General features: G+C 65.0%; 20 protein-coding genes. 10 read left to right on the forward strand and 10 right to left on the reverse strand.

Annotated elements, in window-relative coordinates:
* Positions 1-13 precede the first annotated feature (13 nt).
* The 3 genes from QW861_RS01780 to QW861_RS01790 all read right to left on the reverse strand — a co-directional run bounded on the left by QW861_RS01780 (position 14) and on the right by QW861_RS01790 (position 3,422).
* Complete coding sequence (locus tag QW861_RS01780; protein ID WP_315751750.1) at positions 14-1,636, reverse strand: ABC-F family ATP-binding cassette domain-containing protein; 1,623 nt, start codon at positions 1,634-1,636, stop codon at positions 14-16.
* Positions 1,637-1,740: 104 nt separating this feature from the next.
* Complete coding sequence (locus QW861_RS01785; RefSeq protein WP_315751751.1) at positions 1,741-2,199, reverse strand: hypothetical protein; 459 nt, start codon at positions 2,197-2,199, stop codon at positions 1,741-1,743.
* A gap of 188 nt (positions 2,200-2,387) precedes the next feature.
* The gene (locus QW861_RS01790) at positions 2,388-3,422 is read right to left on the reverse strand and encodes a glutamine synthetase beta-grasp domain-containing protein (protein WP_315712320.1); all 1,035 of its coding nucleotides are present in this window, start codon (positions 3,420-3,422) and stop codon (positions 2,388-2,390) included.
* Between the two features lie 543 nt (positions 3,423-3,965).
* Between QW861_RS01790 and QW861_RS01795 the strand changes: the two genes are divergently transcribed.
* Both QW861_RS01795 and QW861_RS01800 read left to right on the forward strand, forming a co-directional pair.
* A complete protein-coding gene (locus tag QW861_RS01795) occupies positions 3,966-4,160 on the forward strand; it encodes a DUF2735 domain-containing protein (protein WP_316172343.1) in 195 nt (64 codons plus the stop codon).
* A gap of 259 nt (positions 4,161-4,419) precedes the next feature.
* The gene (locus tag QW861_RS01800) at positions 4,420-5,163 is read left to right on the forward strand and encodes a tyrosine-protein phosphatase (RefSeq protein WP_315749999.1); all 744 of its coding nucleotides are present in this window, start codon (positions 4,420-4,422) and stop codon (positions 5,161-5,163) included.
* 29 nt (positions 5,164-5,192) lie between these two features.
* Here QW861_RS01800 and QW861_RS01805 read toward each other — a convergent pair whose 3' ends face one another.
* Positions 5,193-5,411, reverse strand: a complete 219-nt coding sequence (locus QW861_RS01805) for a hypothetical protein (protein WP_012044361.1) — start codon at positions 5,409-5,411, stop codon at positions 5,193-5,195.
* Positions 5,412-5,495: 84 nt separating this feature from the next.
* Positions 5,496-6,200, reverse strand: a complete 705-nt coding sequence (locus tag QW861_RS01810; RefSeq protein ID WP_315749998.1) for an SGNH/GDSL hydrolase family protein — start codon at positions 6,198-6,200, stop codon at positions 5,496-5,498.
* A 131-nt stretch (positions 6,201-6,331) separates the two neighbouring features.
* On the opposite strand from QW861_RS01810, the gene QW861_RS01815 reads away from it, so the two are divergent.
* The 3 genes from QW861_RS01815 to QW861_RS01825 all read left to right on the forward strand — a co-directional run bounded on the left by QW861_RS01815 (position 6,332) and on the right by QW861_RS01825 (position 8,189).
* Positions 6,332-7,012: an SDR family oxidoreductase gene (locus tag QW861_RS01815; protein WP_315749997.1), complete on the forward strand. Its 681-nt coding sequence runs from the start codon at positions 6,332-6,334 to the stop codon at positions 7,010-7,012.
* Positions 7,013-7,107: 95 nt separating this feature from the next.
* Positions 7,108-7,806, forward strand: a complete 699-nt coding sequence (locus QW861_RS01820) for a DUF2161 domain-containing phosphodiesterase (protein ID WP_315826817.1) — start codon at positions 7,108-7,110, stop codon at positions 7,804-7,806.
* Between the two features lie 77 nt (positions 7,807-7,883).
* Positions 7,884-8,189, forward strand: coding sequence for a hypothetical protein (locus QW861_RS01825; RefSeq protein WP_172109527.1), 306 nt, complete (start codon positions 7,884-7,886; stop codon positions 8,187-8,189).
* A gap of 97 nt (positions 8,190-8,286) precedes the next feature.
* On the opposite strand, the gene QW861_RS01830 is transcribed toward QW861_RS01825, so the two are convergent.
* From QW861_RS01830 to QW861_RS01840, 3 genes are all read right to left on the reverse strand, one after another.
* On the reverse strand, positions 8,287-8,943 hold the full coding sequence (locus QW861_RS01830) for an N-acetyltransferase family protein (protein WP_409977870.1): 657 nt from the start codon (positions 8,941-8,943) through the stop codon (positions 8,287-8,289).
* Positions 8,944-9,071: 128 nt separating this feature from the next.
* A complete protein-coding gene (locus QW861_RS01835) occupies positions 9,072-9,470 on the reverse strand; it encodes a PaaI family thioesterase (RefSeq protein WP_315712326.1) in 399 nt (132 codons plus the stop codon).
* A gap of 125 nt (positions 9,471-9,595) precedes the next feature.
* Positions 9,596-10,876, reverse strand: coding sequence for an ArgE/DapE family deacylase (locus QW861_RS01840; protein ID WP_315712327.1), 1,281 nt, complete (start codon positions 10,874-10,876; stop codon positions 9,596-9,598).
* 146 nt (positions 10,877-11,022) lie between these two features.
* Between QW861_RS01840 and QW861_RS01845 the strand changes: the two genes are divergently transcribed.
* The 3 genes from QW861_RS01845 (at position 11,023) to QW861_RS01855 (ending at position 12,903) form a co-directional block, all read left to right on the forward strand.
* The gene (locus QW861_RS01845; RefSeq protein ID WP_315712328.1) at positions 11,023-11,175 is read left to right on the forward strand and encodes a hypothetical protein; all 153 of its coding nucleotides are present in this window, start codon (positions 11,023-11,025) and stop codon (positions 11,173-11,175) included.
* Complete coding sequence (locus tag QW861_RS01850; protein ID WP_315712330.1) at positions 11,175-11,444, forward strand: DUF6719 family protein; 270 nt, start codon at positions 11,175-11,177, stop codon at positions 11,442-11,444. Before QW861_RS01845 ends, QW861_RS01850 begins: the two co-directional genes overlap by 1 nt.
* Before the next feature lie 112 nt (positions 11,445-11,556).
* Positions 11,557-12,903 carry an HlyD family type I secretion periplasmic adaptor subunit gene (locus QW861_RS01855; RefSeq protein WP_315712331.1) on the forward strand — a complete coding sequence of 449 codons (1,347 nt, stop codon included), beginning with the start codon at positions 11,557-11,559 and terminating at the stop codon, positions 12,901-12,903.
* 11 nt (positions 12,904-12,914) lie between these two features.
* Here the strand turns inward: QW861_RS01855 and QW861_RS01860 are convergent, their stop codons facing one another.
* The gene (locus QW861_RS01860) at positions 12,915-14,675 is read right to left on the reverse strand and encodes a 2Fe-2S iron-sulfur cluster-binding protein (protein ID WP_315749993.1); all 1,761 of its coding nucleotides are present in this window, start codon (positions 14,673-14,675) and stop codon (positions 12,915-12,917) included.
* Positions 14,676-14,777: 102 nt separating this feature from the next.
* Between QW861_RS01860 and QW861_RS01865 the strand changes: the two genes are divergently transcribed.
* On the forward strand, positions 14,778-16,499 hold the full coding sequence (locus QW861_RS01865) for a type I secretion system permease/ATPase (protein ID WP_315749991.1): 1,722 nt from the start codon (positions 14,778-14,780) through the stop codon (positions 16,497-16,499).
* A 39-nt stretch (positions 16,500-16,538) separates the two neighbouring features.
* On the forward strand, positions 16,539-17,312 hold the full coding sequence (locus tag QW861_RS01870; RefSeq protein WP_315749989.1) for a hypothetical protein: 774 nt from the start codon (positions 16,539-16,541) through the stop codon (positions 17,310-17,312).
* A 52-nt stretch (positions 17,313-17,364) separates the two neighbouring features.
* Here the strand turns inward: QW861_RS01870 and QW861_RS01875 are convergent, their stop codons facing one another.
* Entirely contained in the window at positions 17,365-17,727 is a 363-nt protein-coding gene (locus QW861_RS01875; RefSeq protein WP_316170525.1) for a hypothetical protein, read from the reverse strand.
* Positions 17,728-18,031 lie beyond the last annotated feature (304 nt).

Here is an 18,031-nt window from a genome sequence, read left to right on the forward strand (position 1 = left end):
TATGGCCGCGTCGTCAGCTGCGCAGGCCTGGCGCTTCGTGGCCGCTGCGGGCGACATACTCGGTATAGCCGCCGCCATACTGATGGAGACCGTCAGGGGTCAGCTCGAGCACGCGGTTGGAGAGCGCGGCGAGGAAATGACGATCGTGCGAGACGAACAGCATGGTGCCCTCGAAGTTCGACAGGGCCGCGATCAGCATCTCCTTGGTCGCCATGTCCAGATGGTTGGTCGGCTCGTCCAGCACCAGGAAGTTCGGCGGATCGTAGAGCATCTTGGCCATCACGAGCCGCGCCTTCTCGCCCCCCGACAGCACCCGGCATCTTTTCTCGACGTCGTCGCCGGAGAAGCCGAAGCAGCCCGCCAGTGCCCGCAACGAGCCTTGACCGGCTTGCGGGAACGAATGCTCGAGCGACTCGAACACGGTCTCGTCGCCGTCCAGCAGGTCCATCGCATGCTGCGCGAAGTAGCCCATCTTGACGCTGCCGCCGATCGTCACCGAACCGTCATCGGGCTCCGCGCTACCGGCGACGAGCTTCAACAGGGTCGACTTGCCAGCGCCATTGACGCCCATCACGCACCAGCGCTCGCGGCGCCGGATCATGAAGTCCAGCCCGTCGTAGATGCGGCGGCTGCCGTAGCTCTTGGACACGCTCTTCAGCGCTACCACATCCTCGCCCGAGCGCGGCGCGGGCAGAAAGTCGAACGCCACGGTCTGGCGCCGCTTCGGCGGCTCGACCCGCTCGATCTTGTCGAGCTTCTTGACCCGGCTCTGCACCTGCGCCGCGTGCGAGGCCCGCGCCTTGAAACGCTCGATGAACTTGATCTCCTTGGCGAGCATCGCCTGCTGGCGCTCATATTGCGCCTGCTGCTGCTTCTCGTTCAACGCCCGCTGCTGCTCATAGAAATCGTAGTCGCCGGAATAGGTCGTGAGCTGGCCGGCGTCGATCTCGATCACCTTGTTGATGATGCGGTTGATGAATTCGCGGTCGTGCGAGGTCATCAGCAGCGCGCCCTCATAGCCCTTGAGGAAATGCTCCAGCCAGATCAGGCTCTCGAGATCGAGATGGTTGGACGGCTCGTCGAGCAGCATCACGTCGGGACGCATCAGGAGGATGCGCGCCAGCGCGACGCGCATCTTCCAGCCGCCGGACAACAGGCCGACGTCCTTGTCCATCATCTCCTCGGAGAAGCCGAGGCCGGCCAGCGCCTCGCGGGCGCGGCTGTCGAGCGCGTAGCCGTCGAGCTCCTCGAACCGCGCCAGCACCTCGCCATAGCGCGCGATGATGTCGTCCATCTCGTCGGCGCGGTCCGGATCGGCCATGGCGGCCTCGAGCTCCTTGAGCTCGGCGGCGACCGACGACACCGGCCCGGCGCCGTCCATCACCTCCGCCACCGCGCTGCGGCCGGACATCTCACCGACATCCTGGTTGAAATAACCGATCGAGACGCCGCGATCGATCGAGACCTGCCCCTCGTCGGGCTGCTCGCGGCCTGAGATCATCCGGAACAGCGTCGTCTTGCCGGCCCCGTTGGGGCCGACCAAGCCGATCTTTTCACCGCGCTGGAGCGCGGCGGAGGCTTCGATGAAGAGAATCTGGTGGCCGACTTGCTTGCTGACGTTATCGAGGCGGATCATGAGGGCTCAGGCGGTGGACAGGTTGCCGCCGCTCTTAGTCGATGCGCGGCGCCGGTGGAAGGCGCAATTTGGGCGCCCTCCCCGCACCGTCCGCCCCGCGCCGGTCAGCGGCCTGGAGGCCGAAAATCCTGGTTGCCGAACGGTTTGTCGGTCGGGATGCGGATCGCGACGTAGCCCCGATCCATGGTCGCGTGGCAGGCGTTGCATCCCGACGTCAGCTCGGTCACGGCGGAAGCGAAACGCTTGCCATCCTTGGCGGCGATGGCGTCCGAGATCGACTGGATCGGCTGGCCGAGCGTGGTGACATTGTTCACCGGCAGGCCCGAATAGAAGACCGCGGCGTCGGTCAGGCTCTGCCTCAACTGGGCGAGCTCATAGGACGCGAGATCCCAATTCTTGGACTGTCCCGCGAACCAGAGCTTCGCGTGTCTGACCTGAATCAGATTCATGATGTCGCCGAGCCGCGGCAGATATTGTTCTGCACTGGACTGCGACTGCCCTGCAGCCAGGGAGATGGCCGAACAGGCGATCAGAACGCCTGAAACCCACTTGCGATAGCTCATTCCATGCCCCGCTTCCAAACAAACCGCTACGGAAAGACATACCGCTGCGATCGAAACCGGACTTGCGATTGATCAAGGCCGAGTCGGCCTCCGATCGTTCGAGCCCGCCAAACGAATGATCCGCCGAAGCGGCTGCTCCGGCGGATCATCATATCAGCCCCCGGCCCCGGGGTATTGTGGTCGGCGTCTTAGGCTGCGGCTTTCGCGCCGGTCGGAACCATCGCGATCGTCTTCAGGACCTGAGACGCGATCTGGTAGGGGTCGCCCTGGGAGTTCGGACGGCGGTCCTCCAGATAGCCCTTGTAGGCATTGTTCACGAAGGAATGCGGCACCCGGATCGAGGCGCCACGGTCGGCCACACCCCAGCTGAAGGTGTCGATCGAAGCGGTCTCGTGCTTGCCGGTCAGGCGCATGTGGTTGTCCGGACCATACACGGCGATGTGGTCGGCGCGAGCTTCCTTGAAGGCGTCCATCAGCTTCTCGAAATACTCCTTGCCGCCGACTTCGCGCATGTACTTGGTCGAGAAGTTGCAGTGCATGCCCGAGCCGTTCCAGTCGGTGTCGCCGAGCGGCTTGCAGTGGAACTCGATGTCGATGCCATACTTTTCGGTCAGGCGCAGCATCAGGTAGCGGGCCATCCACATCTGGTCAGCAGCCGTGCGCGAGCCCTTGCCGAACACCTGGAATTCCCACTGGCCCTTCGCCACCTCGGCGTTGATGCCTTCGTGGTTGATGCCGGCCGCGAGGCAGAGGTCGAGATGCTCTTCGACGATCTTGCGGGCGACGTCGCCGACGTTCTTGAAGCCGACGCCCGTGTAGTACGGGCCCTGCGGCGCCGGATAGCCGTATTCCGGGAAGCCGAGCGGACGGCCGTCCTTGTAGAAGAAGTACTCCTGCTCGAAGCCGAACCACGCGTCTGGATCGTCCAGGATGGTGGCGCGGGCGTTCGACGGATGCGGGGTCTTGCCGTCCGGCATCATCACTTCGCACATCACCAGCACACCGTTGGTGCGGGCGGCGTCGGGATACACGGCGACCGGCTTCAACACGCAGTCGGAGCTATGGCCTTCGGCCTGCATCGTCGACGAGCCGTCGAAGCCCCAAAGAGGCAGCTGTTCCAGGGTCGGAAAAGAGGAAAATTCCTTGATCTGTGTCTTGCCGCGCAAATTCGGCACCGGCTTGTAGCCGTCGAGCCAGATGTACTCGAGCTTGTATTTCGTCATTGAGCCTCTCTGTCTTATCGAAAGGTGGGAGCCCAGCAATCGAAGGCTCCCCGCTTACCCGGCCACGATCGGCCAGCGCACTCTTAAGCATGGAATGTGCCAAGTCCCGCGACGTCCCGTCGCATGGACGAAGACCGATCGGGGCCGAGCTGCCGGCCGGTTTTGCACGTCAGGGGTGCGGCAAAGCAGCGCGACCGGGATTGCACGGAGCGCATGGCGGAGCGGAGAGCTTGTCGAAAACCCGCTTGATTCCTTGGCATTTGCGGCGACGCGCAAGAGAGGCCGAACAAGCCGTCAGCAGTTACGGGACATTTTCGAAAAGAGTTGGAGCTCTGTCCGCAACCTTTGGTCCAGCCCAAGTGTTGGTCAGATGAACATTGCTGCTGGGGGAGCACATGCAGAAATGCCTGCAAAACGCGCAACATGTGATTTCGTTTTGATCATGTTGCATTCCCTCCGGGCAGCACTGATATCGACGCTGGTAACCACAACGGAACGAGTCGGGCGCAACCTGATGTGTGGCCGATGGAAGGAGAATGAGGAATGGGCACCAATGTGGACGAGGGATCCGCAAGGATCTACCAATTTCCGCGCGGAGGGCGAGCGGGTCTTGCACCTCGCCAATCCGGATCGCCGCCTGAGCGGCCGATCGCGCCGTCGATCCAGCCGACGATCTACAGCGCGAGCTGGTATCATGACGAGGCGATTCAGGAAGCCAAGCCGGTGTGGGACCGCTGATGTCAGACTGTACCGTGACGCCAGCACGCCTTTGCTGAAGGGTCGGACCGACAAGGTTCCGGCCCTTTTTTCTTGCGCCGCTGTCTGCATGTCTCTCGCCGCTGCTGACGGCCGCCGGCGGGCTCGACGTGCCGGGGTCAAACAGGCCGCCGTCGTGACCCGTTTCATGGTCTTCCCTATCCTGTCGAAGGCTACGCATACGCGTCGCGTCGATGAAACGGCGTTTCACATCGAAGCCCGCATCCCCTAGAATGGGTTGATGTCTGCCCATCCGCTCCGCCATCTCGGCCTTCACGGTGCCAGCAATTTCAGAGATCTCGGCGGATATCCCAGCAGGGACGGCCGGCACGTGCGATGGCGGCAGCTGTTTCGGTCGAACCATCTCGGACAGCTGACCGAGCCCGACGTCGCGGTCCTGCGGGAGCTTGGCGTTCGGACGGCGTTCGATTTCCGCGGTCGCAACGAGCGCGCTGCCGGTCTCTGCACCATCGCCGAGATCACCGTGCATTCCGTGCCGATCGAGCCGAGCGTGGTGCCGGCGCTGCGGGCTCTGGCGACACGAGGACAGCTCACAACCGACCATGCCTTGGAGCTGATGCGCGAGTCCTACCGCAACTACGTCCGCAGCTACACGCCGCGCTTCCGCGCGCTATTCCAGCATGTTCTCAATGAGGACGCCCCGTTGGTGATCCATTGCACGGCCGGCAAGGATCGCACCGGTGTGGCCTGCGCGCTGGTCTTGCACGCGCTCGAGGTTCCGGATGACGCCATCTTGGAAGATTACCTGCTCACGAACCAGCTCTATCGTCGCGAGACTGCAGCTCACCCGGATCTTCCCGCTGATGTCGTCCAGACGATCGGGACAGTCCAGGCCTCGTTCCTGGCAGCTGCGTTCGACGCCATGCGTGATGATTTCGGCGACGTCGACACCTACCTGCGCGACGGTCTCGGCATCGACGGCGCGGCACGGAAGACGCTACAGGAGCGCTATCTCACGCTGTGAGCCTGGGCGGCCCGAATACGCTTGAGCGATCAGGCCGCTTCGATATCGGCTGTCTCGGCGGCTTCCATCGCGTCGAGATCGGCAATCACCTCCTCGAATGCGGAAATCGCCTGTTGAACCGCCGCGATCTGCATCAATTCCCAGCCGGTCACCGGACCTGCACGGTTCTGCAAGGCGACCACCAGATCCCGCCGCTGCTCCTTCAGCTGTACCAGCGGCAAACCATGGTCCGGCAGATGTCTCATCATGTCAAAGCTCCAACGCCCCTCAAGCGGCATAGCGACAGGCTAGCGGGCCGCGCTGGCAATCCACTTACGAAAGTCCGGCTAATTTTATCGATCAGGCCAGCGCGCCGGCGCCGTCATGATGGCGCTGGCCAAAACGTCGCTGATCTTCGCGGTGGCGGCTTCGCTCACATGCAAGCGGTCGCCGTGCCCGTCGTCGAGCGCCGACAACGGAATCTGGCCGGCCTCATGCCAGCTCTTCATCAGATTCCAGCGCCTGAAGACATTGACGTCGGCCGCAGACGTGACCTTCTCGATGCGACGCTGAATGTCCTCGGCACGCGCCAGCCTGCTGGGCACCGTCACGATGGCAGCCGTATATTGCAGGTCCATCACGATGGCATCGATGGCCAGCCCCGCCAGCCATCGAAGGCCGACGCGCAGCGCCGCCTCGACGTCATCGGGACTGTAGACCTCGGGCCTGTAGGCGGCGTTGGTGCCGACCTGCCAGATGACGAGCGAGGGCTGCTCCGCAATCACGTCGCATTCGAAACGCGAGAGCTCCTCCGGGGATTCCTGTCCGCCCACACCCCGATTGAGGACGTCGATCAGGCAGCCGAAATTGGTCTTGCGCAGCGACTGCTCGATCCGGGCCGGAAAAGCGACAATTCCGTTGGTGCCGGCGGTGGAAGATGAGCCAAGCGCCACGATCCGGGTCTTGCGCTGCGCATCCAGACTCTGCCTGAACCGTCTGATCGGACGAGGAAAACCGGTGGAAACGTCGGGAAATTCGAGAGAGCCTGTCGCGGTCATGGTCACCTCTGACGAACCACGCTTTCTGATTGCAATTGCATGCCCCGGCCGCCCGGCCATTGCAACTCATCGGCAGGGCCATAGTATAACGAGCGGCGCTGTGGGGCGCGTCAACGGAGACCAGGGACGGAATGAACGGAGCAGTGATTGTCATTACGGGTGCGCAAGGGGCGCTCGGACGCAGCGTGGCCGATCTCGCGCTCGCACGGGGCGCGCATGTGGCCGGGATCGATCATGCCCAGGCCGAAATCCCGGCGAGTGACGACCGCATCGAGCTCGGAGGCGTCGATCTCTCCGACCCCGAGCAGGCAAAGGTCGCGATCGACTCCGTCGCCGCCCACTTCGGCACTCTGGATGCGCTGATCAACATCGCCGGCGCGTTCGCGTTCGAGACGACTGCCGACGGCGACGATTCCGTCTGGGAGACGATGCATGCGCGAAACCTGATGACCGCGCTGCACGCATCGCGCGCGGCGATTCCGCATCTCGTCCGCTCCAGCACGGGCCGCATCGTCAACATCGGCGCCATGGGCGCGCTCCAGGCCAGTGCCGGCATGGGCCCGTATGCGGCCTCCAAGTCGGGAGTGCATCGCCTGACGGAAGCACTCGCGGCCGAATGGAAGGGCAAGATCACCGTCAACGCCGTCCTGCCGTCGACGATCGATACGCCGGCCAACCGCGCCAGCATGCCCAAGGCCGATTTCGACAAATGGGTGACGCCGCAGGAACTCGCGGAGGTCATTCTGTTTCTAGCCAGCGACGCCGCGAGCGGCGTGACCGGCGCGCTGCTACCGGTTGTCGGCCGGGTGTAGCGAAGCCAGCCGTTCACCCCGACTTGGCGCTGACATCACCGGACTCGGCGGGCTAGACTCGCGCGCGCTCTGAGTCGCACACATCGGACGGCCCCTTGGAAACCGCGCTCTACCTTCCCGTCAAACGCTTCCTCGAAAACCTCGGCTTCTCGGTCAAAGGGGAAATCGGCGGTTGCGACGTGGTGGCGCTCAAGGGCGACGACCCGCCGGTGGTCGTCGTCTGCGAGCTGAAGCAGGTCTTCAACCTGGAACTGCTGCTGCAGGCAGTCGATCGGGCCGGTGCCTGTGACGAGGTGTGGGTTGCGGCGAACCTGTCGGCACGCGGCAAGGGCCGCGAAAGCGACTCCCGCTACCGCAATCTGTGCCGCCGGCTCGGCTTCGGCATGCTGGCCGTGACCTCAGCCGGAGACATCGAAGTGCTGGTGCAGCCGCCCACTACGGCGCCGCGCAAGAACCCCAAGAAACGTTCGCGTCTCGTGATCGAGCATCAGCGGCGCAAGGGCGACCCCGTCGCTGGCGGCTCGACCCGTGCTCCCATCATGACGGCCTATCGGCAGCAGGCGCTGGCCTGCGCCTCGGCGCTGTCGGGCGGGCCGAAACGCGTCCGCGACCTCCGAACGGACATTCCGGATGCGCCGAAGATCTTGCAGCGTAACGTCTATGGTTGGTTCGACCGCGCCGAGCGCGGCGTCTACGTCCTCACGAAAGCCGGGCTCGCGGCCTTGCGCCGCTGGCCCCAGGATATCCACATGACGCAGGCAGCGTTGCCCAATCGCGACATGGTGAACGCATAGCTGGGCTGCCCCGCGGAATATATATTGCAATGCAACAATTCTGCTTCTAGGTATCCCGGACGATTCACGAGGCCCCCATGAGCGAAGATTGGAACACCAAGTACGGTCCGCGTCGCGTCAGGCGTGATCCCCCGACACTGGAAGAAGCGATCTTCGCTGCGTCAGGCATCACCGACGACGTGCAGGCTCAGGCCGAGATCGCGTCGGCGCTGATGGGTCTGCCGCTCGAGCAGGTGCTCCCCGAGGTGAAGAAGGCAGTCCGCGTTGCCGCGCGCACCAACACGCGCGTCATCACGGCCGACCAGGGCACGCAGCAGCGTGCCGTCGTGGTCGAGCGCCGCACCGTGCGCCGCTTCAATTTCGACAAGCGCACCGGCACCTGAACGCCGCCCTCCGGGGCGCATCGGCAATGCAATCAAACGAAAAGGCGCGGCAGCGGTGATCGCTGTCGCGCCTTTGTCGTCGCAGCAACGGCTCGGATCAGGCGGCGCGCTTGTCGCCGTACATCCGGGTCACGAGCTTCCAGCAGGCGCGATTGAGGGTGAAGAACGCGCGCGCTGCCGCGATCGGCGCATCGATCACGAGCTTCGCCAGCTCATCCTGGGGCTGCTCGGTCAGATCGATCGTGCCGGTCGATTCGCCGTGACGGAACGCCAGATGCGCACCGAACTTGGCAGCCAGCGCCCGCATCGCATGGTTCTGCGATCCCGTCGTGACGCGGAGCTTGCGATAGCCCTTCCACCGCGCCTCCGAGATCACGCGCTGGAACAGCAGGCTGCCGACCCCGCGACGACGCACGCAAGCCTCCACGCTGAACGCAATCTCCGGAAGCCCGTCCTCGGACTGCTCCGGCGGATGCAGCTCGGCGGCGCCGCGCACCATGCCATTTTCCATGTAGGCGACGACGATCGTGCCATCGGCCGCACAGCGGGCCGCATAGCGTTCGATGAAACTGTCATCGAGGAAGCCGTTGAATCGATCGTGCCGGCTTTCCGCATCGAGCCGCAACAGATGATCGCGCAGCAACGGCAGTTCTTCGTGCTGGCTGAGGGTCCGCACATAGCCGAAGCCCGGCCGGGGACGAAAAGTATCTACCTGTGACACTGCCTGAGACTCCTCTCGAGAGCCCTCGCACACAGACGTCTTTCCCTAGACAGGAGCTATATTGTGCATCGCAACATTCATTGCAAGCCCCGCGCTCTACGGAGAGAACATGCGGCCATGCAAGGATCGCGTGAGTTAACGATTCGTTTGTGTACGAATCATCACAGCACGAGCTGAGTCTGGGTCACGAGTGCGACCAGCCTGCCGTCGTCGGTCTCGATCCGGGTTTGCCACACCTGGGTGCGGCGGCCGCGATGCACGGGCGTGGCGGTTGCCGTCACCACCGTCCCCTCCTTGGCGCCGCCGATGAAGTTGGTCTTGCTCTCGATCGTCGTGGTGCCCTTGGCGTCCTGCGGCAGGTTGATCACGGTTGCGGCCGCGCCGACCGAATCCGCCAGCGCCATGACGGCGCCGCCATGGATGGTGTGATGCAGAGTGCAGAGATCCGGCCGCACCTGCATTTGCGCCACGACGCGATCGGCGCTGGCCTCGGTGAAGGTCACACCCTTCAATTCCGCGAACGGCATCTTCATCGCATTGATCTTGTCGAGTGGCGTCATGCCTTCCCTCCCCCGTTGATCGGACGACCCGTCTTCGCGGGTCAGCGCCGCATCTGGATGCGCCGGGCTTCGAACCCGAAGCAATGACCTGAGAGGTCATTGCTTCGGTCCGATCGTGCCGCCGCTCAGACCTTCTCGATCCCGCACCACTCCGCGATGAACAGCGCCATGGTCTTGGTCACCTGGCGCAGCGAGTCGAGCTCGACATATTCGTTGAAGCCGTGCATGGCGGCGCCGGTCGCGCCGAAGCAGAGGCTGGGGATGTTGTAGTTGAGCCCGTAGAAGCGGGTATCCGTGAGCGCCGTGAAGACGAGATCCTGGACCTCGCCGCCGTAGACGGCGGTGAAGGCCTTGCCGAACGCCGCCTCCGGCTCGGCCGAATTGGTCAACTCGTAGCCTTCGGACAGGAAGCCCGACCACTCGACGACCGGCGGATTGTTGGAGAGAAAACGATGATCACGCGAAGCCGCGGCGACGCAGGCGAGGATCTCGTTCTGGCAATCCTTGACCGACCAGCCCGGCAGGATGGCGATGCGGCAATCGACGTCGCACCAGGCCGGCACGCTCGAGGCCCAGTCGCCGCCTTTGATGATGCCCGGATTGAAGTTGATCGGATGCGTGAGCGTCCTGAAATGACGATCGCTCTTGGCGCGCTCGTTCCAGTCCGCCTCGAGCTTCTCCAGCGCATGGATCAGATGATAGCTCGCCTGGATCGCATTGGCGCCGACGCCGGCCTCGAACACATGCGCCGGAAAGCCGCGCACCTTCAGGCGGAACCAGATCACGCCCACCTGAGAACGCACCATCTTGCCGCTGGTCGGCTCCGGGATGAAGCAGGCATCCGCGCGGTAGCCGCGCTGCAGGGTCGACAGCGCGCCGACGCCGGTGCTCTCCTCCTCGATGACGGATTGGATGTGAATTCGCGCCGTCGGCTTGAAGCCGGCAGCCTTGATGGCATCGAGCGCATAGAGCGCGCCGATGGTACCGGACTTCATGTCGCAGGCGCCGCGGCCATACATCCGACCGTCGCGGATCACCGGCGAGAACGGCGGCGTCTCCCACATGTCGAGCGGACCGGCCGGCACCACGTCGCAATGGCCCTGCAGGATCAGCGATCGCCCGGCCGACGTCGCCGGCCGGTAGGTTCCGACCACGCTGCGTGCTCTCGAGAAGTCGTGCTCGATCGGGCCGTAGCCGCGCATCTCCTTGAGATCGTCGAGATCGATGTGCCAGTCGTCGACCTCGTAGCCGCGCGCGCGCAGGAGATCGCTGAACATGTCCTGGCACGGCCCTTCGGCGCCGCGGGTCGAGGGGATGGCGACGAAGTCGCTCGTGGTCGCAAGCTGCCGGTCGAAGTCGGCATCGACGGCGTCGACGATGCGCTGCGTAATGTCCTGGGTGATCATGCCTGTCGAGGTTCCAATTGCCGATGACTGCAGCAAATCACAATCTCATGCAGAGTTGCACCGGATTCGCCGCTGCTTTCAGAATCGCAAGGCCGCCCGTACATTCGCGCATACGAAAATGACCGCAACATACTTTGGAATTTAACATGTCGGATCACCGCAATATCCTTTATTTCCTCCTCGGCATTCTCAGCGCGGCGATCATCGTGCTCGGCTACAATTTCTATCAGGCCAAGAAGCAGCCGGAGGGTGTCCAGATCAATATCGGGCCAAACGGACTGAAGATCGAAGGAAAGTGATGCGTTCTCAAATCTCCTCGTTCGCGAATGTCGCAGCGCGCCCTCTCGGCGTCCTCGGTGTCCTGCTTTTGGTTGCCGCACCCGCGCAGGCGCAATATGTCGGGCGCGAGCAGGACATCACCGATCTCCGGCTCGGCCAGCGGGTGCTGGTCGATGACGGCACCTGCCCCGCCGGCCAGGTGAAGGAGGTCTCCGGCTCCAAGATGGCTGAAACCGGTATTGTCCGCACCACGAAATGCGTGCCGCGCTTCGGGCCGAAGAAGAAGTAGCTGACCTCGTTCGATGCGGCTCTCGCCGCCGACCTCCGGCGCGTGACCTTCCGCACAGTCCCACAGCCGCGCATCGACGATGCTCCTGCCCGTGGACAAGCGGGGACGCAGCATGTCGATGTCAGCGGTGCAGGATCACGGCTTCTTCGAAGCGGCCGACCGGCCGCAGCCGGTCAAGGCCGATTTCAGCCGTTACGCCCTGCTCGGCTATCTGTCGATCGCGCTGGTGTTCGGCGGCTTCGGCGTGTGGGCGGCCTATGCGCCGCTCGATCGCGCGGCGATCGCACCGGGCACCGTGTCCGTCTCCGGCGATCACAAGGTGGTTCAGCACCGTGAGGGCGGAATCATCAGGGAGATCCTGGCCAAGGAAACTCACGCCGTGCATCGCGGCGACCTGCTGTTTCGGCTGCAGCCGACCGAGGCCCAGGCCAACACCGACCTCCTTCGCAAGCAGATGGACGCGTCGCTGGCCGAGGAGGCGCGCCTGCTCGCCGAGCGCGGAAATGCGCGGATGATCACGTTTCCCGACACGTTGCTCAACCGCCAGAACGTGCCGGAGGCGGCGCTTGCCATCGCCGACCAGCAGCGGCTGTTCGTCGAGCGCCGCAATGGCCTGATCAGCCAGATCAACATCCTCAACTCGCAGATCGCCCAGCAGCAGCAGGAGTTCGCCGGCCGTGACCGCCAGCGCGCCGCGCTCTCCGCGCAGCTCGCGAGCTTCGAGACGCAGATGAACAATGTGCGCCCGGCGGTCGCCGCAGGCTATTATCCGCGCAACAAGTTCCTCGAGCTGGAACGCGAGCGCGCCCGCGTCGAAGGCGATCTCGGCCAGGCGCAGGCCGACGTCGCGCGGCTGACGCAGACGGCCGCGCAGACGCGCCTGCAGATCGATCAGACGCTGCAGAAGTATCTGACCGAAGTCGGCCAGCAGCTCGACGGCACCCGGGCCAAGCTGTCGGACCTGCGCGAGAAGCTGGTCATCGCCGAGGACGTGCTGCGCCGGGTCGACATCCGCGCCGAGCGCGACGGCATCGTCATGAACATGAAAGTCCACACCGTCGGCGCCGTCGTGAAGCCCGGTGATACGCTCGCCGAGATCGTTCCGGTCGGCGAAGGCGTCGACGTGATGGCGCACGTCTCGCCGCGCGACATCGAGAGCGTCGCCATCGGCCAGAGGGCCGAGGTGCGCTTCTCCAATTTCTCCTCGCGCACGACGCCGACGATCTTCGGCAAGGTCTCGAGCGTCTCGGCGGACGCGATGTCGGACGAGGCGACCAAGCAGAGCTACTATTCGGCGCGCGTCGTGATCGACTATTCGACCATCCCGCCCGAGATCGCCGAGAAGATCCTGCCGGGCATGCAGGCCGACGTCATCATCTCCACGGGAGAGCGCACCGTGCTCGAATATCTGGTCGGCCCGCTGCTCAACACGCTCGCCAAGACGTTCCGTGAGAAATGAGCCGAGAACACCTATGCCGACGGCACCGGTGGCGCGCCCGCGACGACAGCAAGGTCGCGCGCACGCCGCACGCCGATGATGTCCAGCTCGCCGCCCTGTTCCGGATCGGCAAGCCTCTCACGTATCGCTCCATCCAGATCAGCAAGGCCGCCTGCTGCCGCCACGCCACCGGACATCGCGAGCTGCCAACCTCTGGTGTCGGCCAATTCAGCTAGAAGCGCCGGCCACTCCGTCCCGAGCCCGAGCACAGCCACCTGCGACGTGCGTCCAAGGGTCAGTTGCCCGACAACGATGTCGCCAAGGTGAGCACCAATCGCCAGCTCGACGGGCCGACCGATCTCCGCGGCGATCTTTTCGTTGACGCGGTCCATGACCACGTCCATGGCGCCGATCGCCTGCAGCGCATCGCGGCAGCCTTGTTCTGCTCCCTGCTCCTCGCCGAAGACGGCGAGCACGCCATTGCCGAGGAAACGATCGATGCGCCCGGAATGGGCTTCGATCGCCCTGCCAATGGCGCCAAAGATCTCGTTCATCATGAACCCGAGGTCGGATGGCAGCCGGTCGCGCGCAATGGCCGCAAGCGGACGGACGCGGACGTGGACCAGGCATACCGCACGGCGCTCGGCGGTAAGGTGGTCGACGAGGGGCGCCCTCTCCGCTTGATCGCCGCCGAGGAGACGCGTGATCGTCAGCGGCGCCGCCGGACGGATCTGGCAGGCCAGGCGCACATTCGCCGGTGCCGCCAAGTCGGCGAGCATGACGCGCTCCGCGTGGCCGGGCGGTGCCAGCGTCTCCGCACCTTCATCAACGCGGACGCGACAAAGACCGCAGCGGGCACGGCCGCCGCAGTCGGATCGCTGCGAAAGATCGTTGCTGCCGATGATCTCCAGCAGCGTCGGACCGACCGCGGCCCGCACCGTCGCACCACCCGTGAAAGCAATGGCGATCTTCGGCGCCGCGAGGGACGCGACGTGACGGAACACGATGAGCGTCACGCCTGCAACGAGCAGCGCGACGACCGCGATCTGCGCCGAAACCTGCAGCAGGGCGATCCACTTTCCGTCGAGTTCGCTCGGCCAATGGGTGACCTGGCGCATCTGCTCGGCCATACCGGGATTGCCGAGCAACGTGGCGACGGCGCGTCCGGACACCACGAACCCCATCAGCGCCGCCATCGGCACCGCGACGGCGAGAACAACCAGCAGCGGCTGGACGAGGCGGTACCAGCTCCGGAATTTCAGCCAATGATGCAGGCCGACGCAGCCGTGGATCCAGACCAGCAGCAGCAGCGCGGTCTGAATCCAGGCCGCCTTGGGCCACAGCAACGCCAGCGCATAGAGGTAGCCATCCTGAACGCCGAACAGCGCATGAGCCATGTGGGTCTCGATGACATGCGGCAGCAACAGCAGCGGGATCGCAAATCCGGTGGCGATCTGAACAAACTCCCACGAGGACAGCCGCCACGTGCCGCGCTGAACCGTCTTGGCGAACGCCAGCACGACATGCGCGAGCAATGCCGCCGACAGCACGATCATTCCCGGCCACGATCGGGTGACGACCAGTCGCCATTCCTGCACCTCGTCCATCGCCTCGAGGCTGAACAGACCCACCGCATGGTTGAAAAAATGCGTCGCGGCGAACGCAAACAGGACGAGGCCGGACATGAGCCGGATGTTCTGGGACGTTACGGCAGGCATGAGCTCACTGTGATTCAGGCAAGCTGCGAAATCTGAGCACGACTGAACCATCCGGTAGCGGCTGCCACCGGCCAACTCAAGCGCCGGCAGATCAGCCTCGAGCTATGTGAGGTCAGTCACGGTCGACGACGGGTGCCCCAGGCGAAGCTCCCCAGCACCATCGCAAGGGGATCCGACATGACGAGCACCACCCGAAGCCCGCTGGGAACCGCGCTCCGCGCCTGCTTTCCCGCGCTCACCGCGACCTTCGTGCTCAGCCTCTTCATCAATGCGAGCATGCTCGCCTCGCCCCTCTATTCCATGCAGGTCTACGACCGCGTCCTCACCAGCCGCAATCTCGGCACGCTGGTCATGCTGACGCTCATCGTCGGTGTCTTCCTGGTGCTGTATGGCGTCCTCGAATTCGCCCGTTCCGGCGTTTTGGCCCGGGCCGGCGTGCAGTTCGAAGGCACGCTGCGCCACCCGCTGTTCGAGACGATGATGAAGGCGGAGCTGTCGCCGCGGCATCGCTTCGGCCAGCAGATCATCCGTGACGCCGAGACCATCCGCGACTGCATCTCCAGCGGCACCGCCGCCATCGCCTGCGATCTGCCGTGGACGCCGGTGTTCGTCGCGCTGTGCTTTCTGCAGCATGCCTATCTCGGCATCCTCTCGCTGCTCGGCGCGATCGTGCTGTTCTCGCTGGCGCTGCTCACCGAATTCTACACGCGCGCCAGCGTCGAGCGCACCAACGCGCTGGCCAACGAGGCCTCGCGTTTCGTCGCGGCGGCGCTGCGCAATGGCGAGGTCGTGCGCGGCCTCGGCATGGGCGACATCGTCATGGACCGCTGGAGCTGCCGGCAGTCGGCGATGGTCGATGCCCACAGCACCCTCGTCGAGCGTGGCGCCGCGATGCATTCCGTCACCAAGTTCGCGCGCATGGCGGTGCAGACCTCGCTGCTGTGCATCGGCGCCTGGCTCGCGATCGAGCAGCAGATCTCGCCCGGCGCGATGATGGCGACGTCGATCATCATGGGCCGCGCGCTGGCCCCGGTCGAGCAGGTCGTCGGGCAGTGGAAGCGCATCATCGCATTCCGCTCGGCCTACCGCAGGCTGGAGGAGCTGTTCCAGGCCTTGCCGGTCACGGCCGCCCCGACCGCGCTGCCGACGCCGCGCGGCGACATCGACGTCGAGAACGCCGTGGTGTGGCCGCCGGCGGCCGGCCGCCCCTCGGTCAAGGGCGTCAGCTTTTCGCTCAAGGCCGGCGAGAGTCTCGCGATCGTCGGCGCCTCCGCCAGCGGCAAGTCGAGCATGGCGCGCGCCATGGCCGGCGTCTGGCCGCTGCGCGAAGGCGTGATCCGCATCGACGGCGCCGCCTACAGCCAATGGGACCCAAACCGGCTCGGCAAGCATATCGGCTACCTGCCGCAGGACATCGAACTGTTCTCGGGGACCGTCGCCGACAACATCGCCCGGCTTGCGAAGGTCGACGAGGCCGCCGTTGTCGCTGCCGCCAAGGCCGCCGGCGCGCATGAGGTGATCCTGCGCCTGCCCAACGGCTACGACACGCCGATTGGTGAAGGCGGCGTGGCATTGTCCGGCGGCATGCGACAGCGCGTCGGCCTCGCCCGCGCGCTCTACGGCAATCCGCGGCTCCTGATCCTCGACGAGCCGAACTCGAACCTCGACGAGGACGGCGAGCGGGCGCTGGCGCAGGCCATGGCCCAGGCGAAGGCCGCCGGCCGAACCGTGATCGTCGTCACGCACCGCCCGCAGCTTCTGGCGCATGTTGACCGCATCATGGTGATGGCCTTCGGCAAGACGCTGGCATTCGGCCCACGCGACGAGGTCATCGCCAAGATGCGCGGCCAGCGTGTCGTCGTCGCCCACGACCGGGCGACGGCCAGCGCCGCGGCCTGAACGAACCCAGTGCAGATCTCACACCGCAAGGAGCCGGCCATGATCAAGTTCACATCGTCTACGAGGACCCTGCAGCTGGCCTTCGCGACCGCCGTCCTGTTGCCGATCTCGGCTTCGGCGGAGACGCCGATGACCGCGCGGCAGATGCTGGCCCACGCGCAAACTCAAGCCCTCAATGTCCCCAGCGATATCAGGAAGCCCGAGCTGGACCGCAGCGAAAAGATCACCAGCGAGGCCGCCTCCGCAGGCAATGCGGCCATCGCCGCCCCGCTTCCGGTGATCGAACCGCCGGCGCCGATCTCGCCGCCAGCCCCGGCGCTCACCGCACTGGCTGCGCCCGTCCCGGCGCCTGAGGCAGCTTCGTCGCAGACGCGTACCAACTCGCTCACGGCCGCCGCCCCCGTTGCTGAAGCTGCCAAGACGTCGAATCCAATGCTCGCGACACCGCCCGTGGCCGCCACCACCGAAACACGCCCGATGGCACCGGCCGCGACGCCGCCCGTCACGGCCGCAGCTTCACCGGCCCTCGTCCCCGCGACCGCTCCCGTTGCCGCGCCGCCCCAGTCCGGCCTGCCGGCCGCGGCGGCCACCCAGACCACGGGGACGCAACCGGCCGCCTCGTCGTCCGCCGAAAAGCCCGCTCCTGCGGGACATCAGCCAACCCGCGCAAGCGCGGCAGCGGCCCGCCCTGCGCCCAAGCCTACTGCGAGATCGTCGAGACACAGCGACGAGGATGCCATCAGTACCCGGATCTCGCGCATCATGCGCCGGCCGGACGTGCAGTCATTGATGTCGCAATATGGCCTGGACTGACGACGAGCACCGCGGACGATGGACGCTGATCGACATCGGTTCAGGCAGCCAATCAGTTGGCCGGATCGAACATGCACTGCAGCGCGGGCTTCGCGATCTTGGTGAACGTGGGACCGATCTCCGCTCGCTTCGGCGCGGGCACCCAATCGGTCTCGATGGTCGGCACGCCGGTCTCACTGATCCCGCGCAGCAGCGCCTCGCGCAAGTCGGCATCCTCCACCATCGCGGCCGCATGGTCATGCAGGCAGGAGCAGACAGCTTCAGGATGCGTCCACCGGTCGAGCATATGAGGCGCACACTGCCGTACGAACTCGCCGCGCAGATCTGGCAATCGGGTCGTCGTCCGCGCCTCGACGAAGGACCAGAAGAGGCACGGCAGCACGGCAAGCGCCGCAGCATCCAGTCGAAAACGCATGGTGGACCGCTGGTGTTTGTTTTTCGTCATGTCATCCACGCAGGCCGCGACGACACGATTCGCATGCCGCGCACGCTTTCATACCCGCTTCACGTTTCAAGCGGCCTGCGGCACGGGCACAAAATGGTTTCATGGGCCCGCCGCTCCGTTTCATCGCAACCCACCCGACGACACAAAATACAATCAAAACGAGAGTGATCTAAAGCGCCACCTGCTTGGCCGAGCCAGCGCGATCCGGGGCGACCGTCAATCTGCCGATGGAGACCTTCTTAACGACCTAGCGTTAACCGTGGCCGGCAGGGAG

Origin of the sequence: Bradyrhizobium sp. SZCCHNRI1029, assembly GCF_032487555.1 — a bacterium.
In the GTDB taxonomy this organism is placed as follows: Bacteria; Pseudomonadota; Alphaproteobacteria; order Rhizobiales; family Xanthobacteraceae; genus Bradyrhizobium.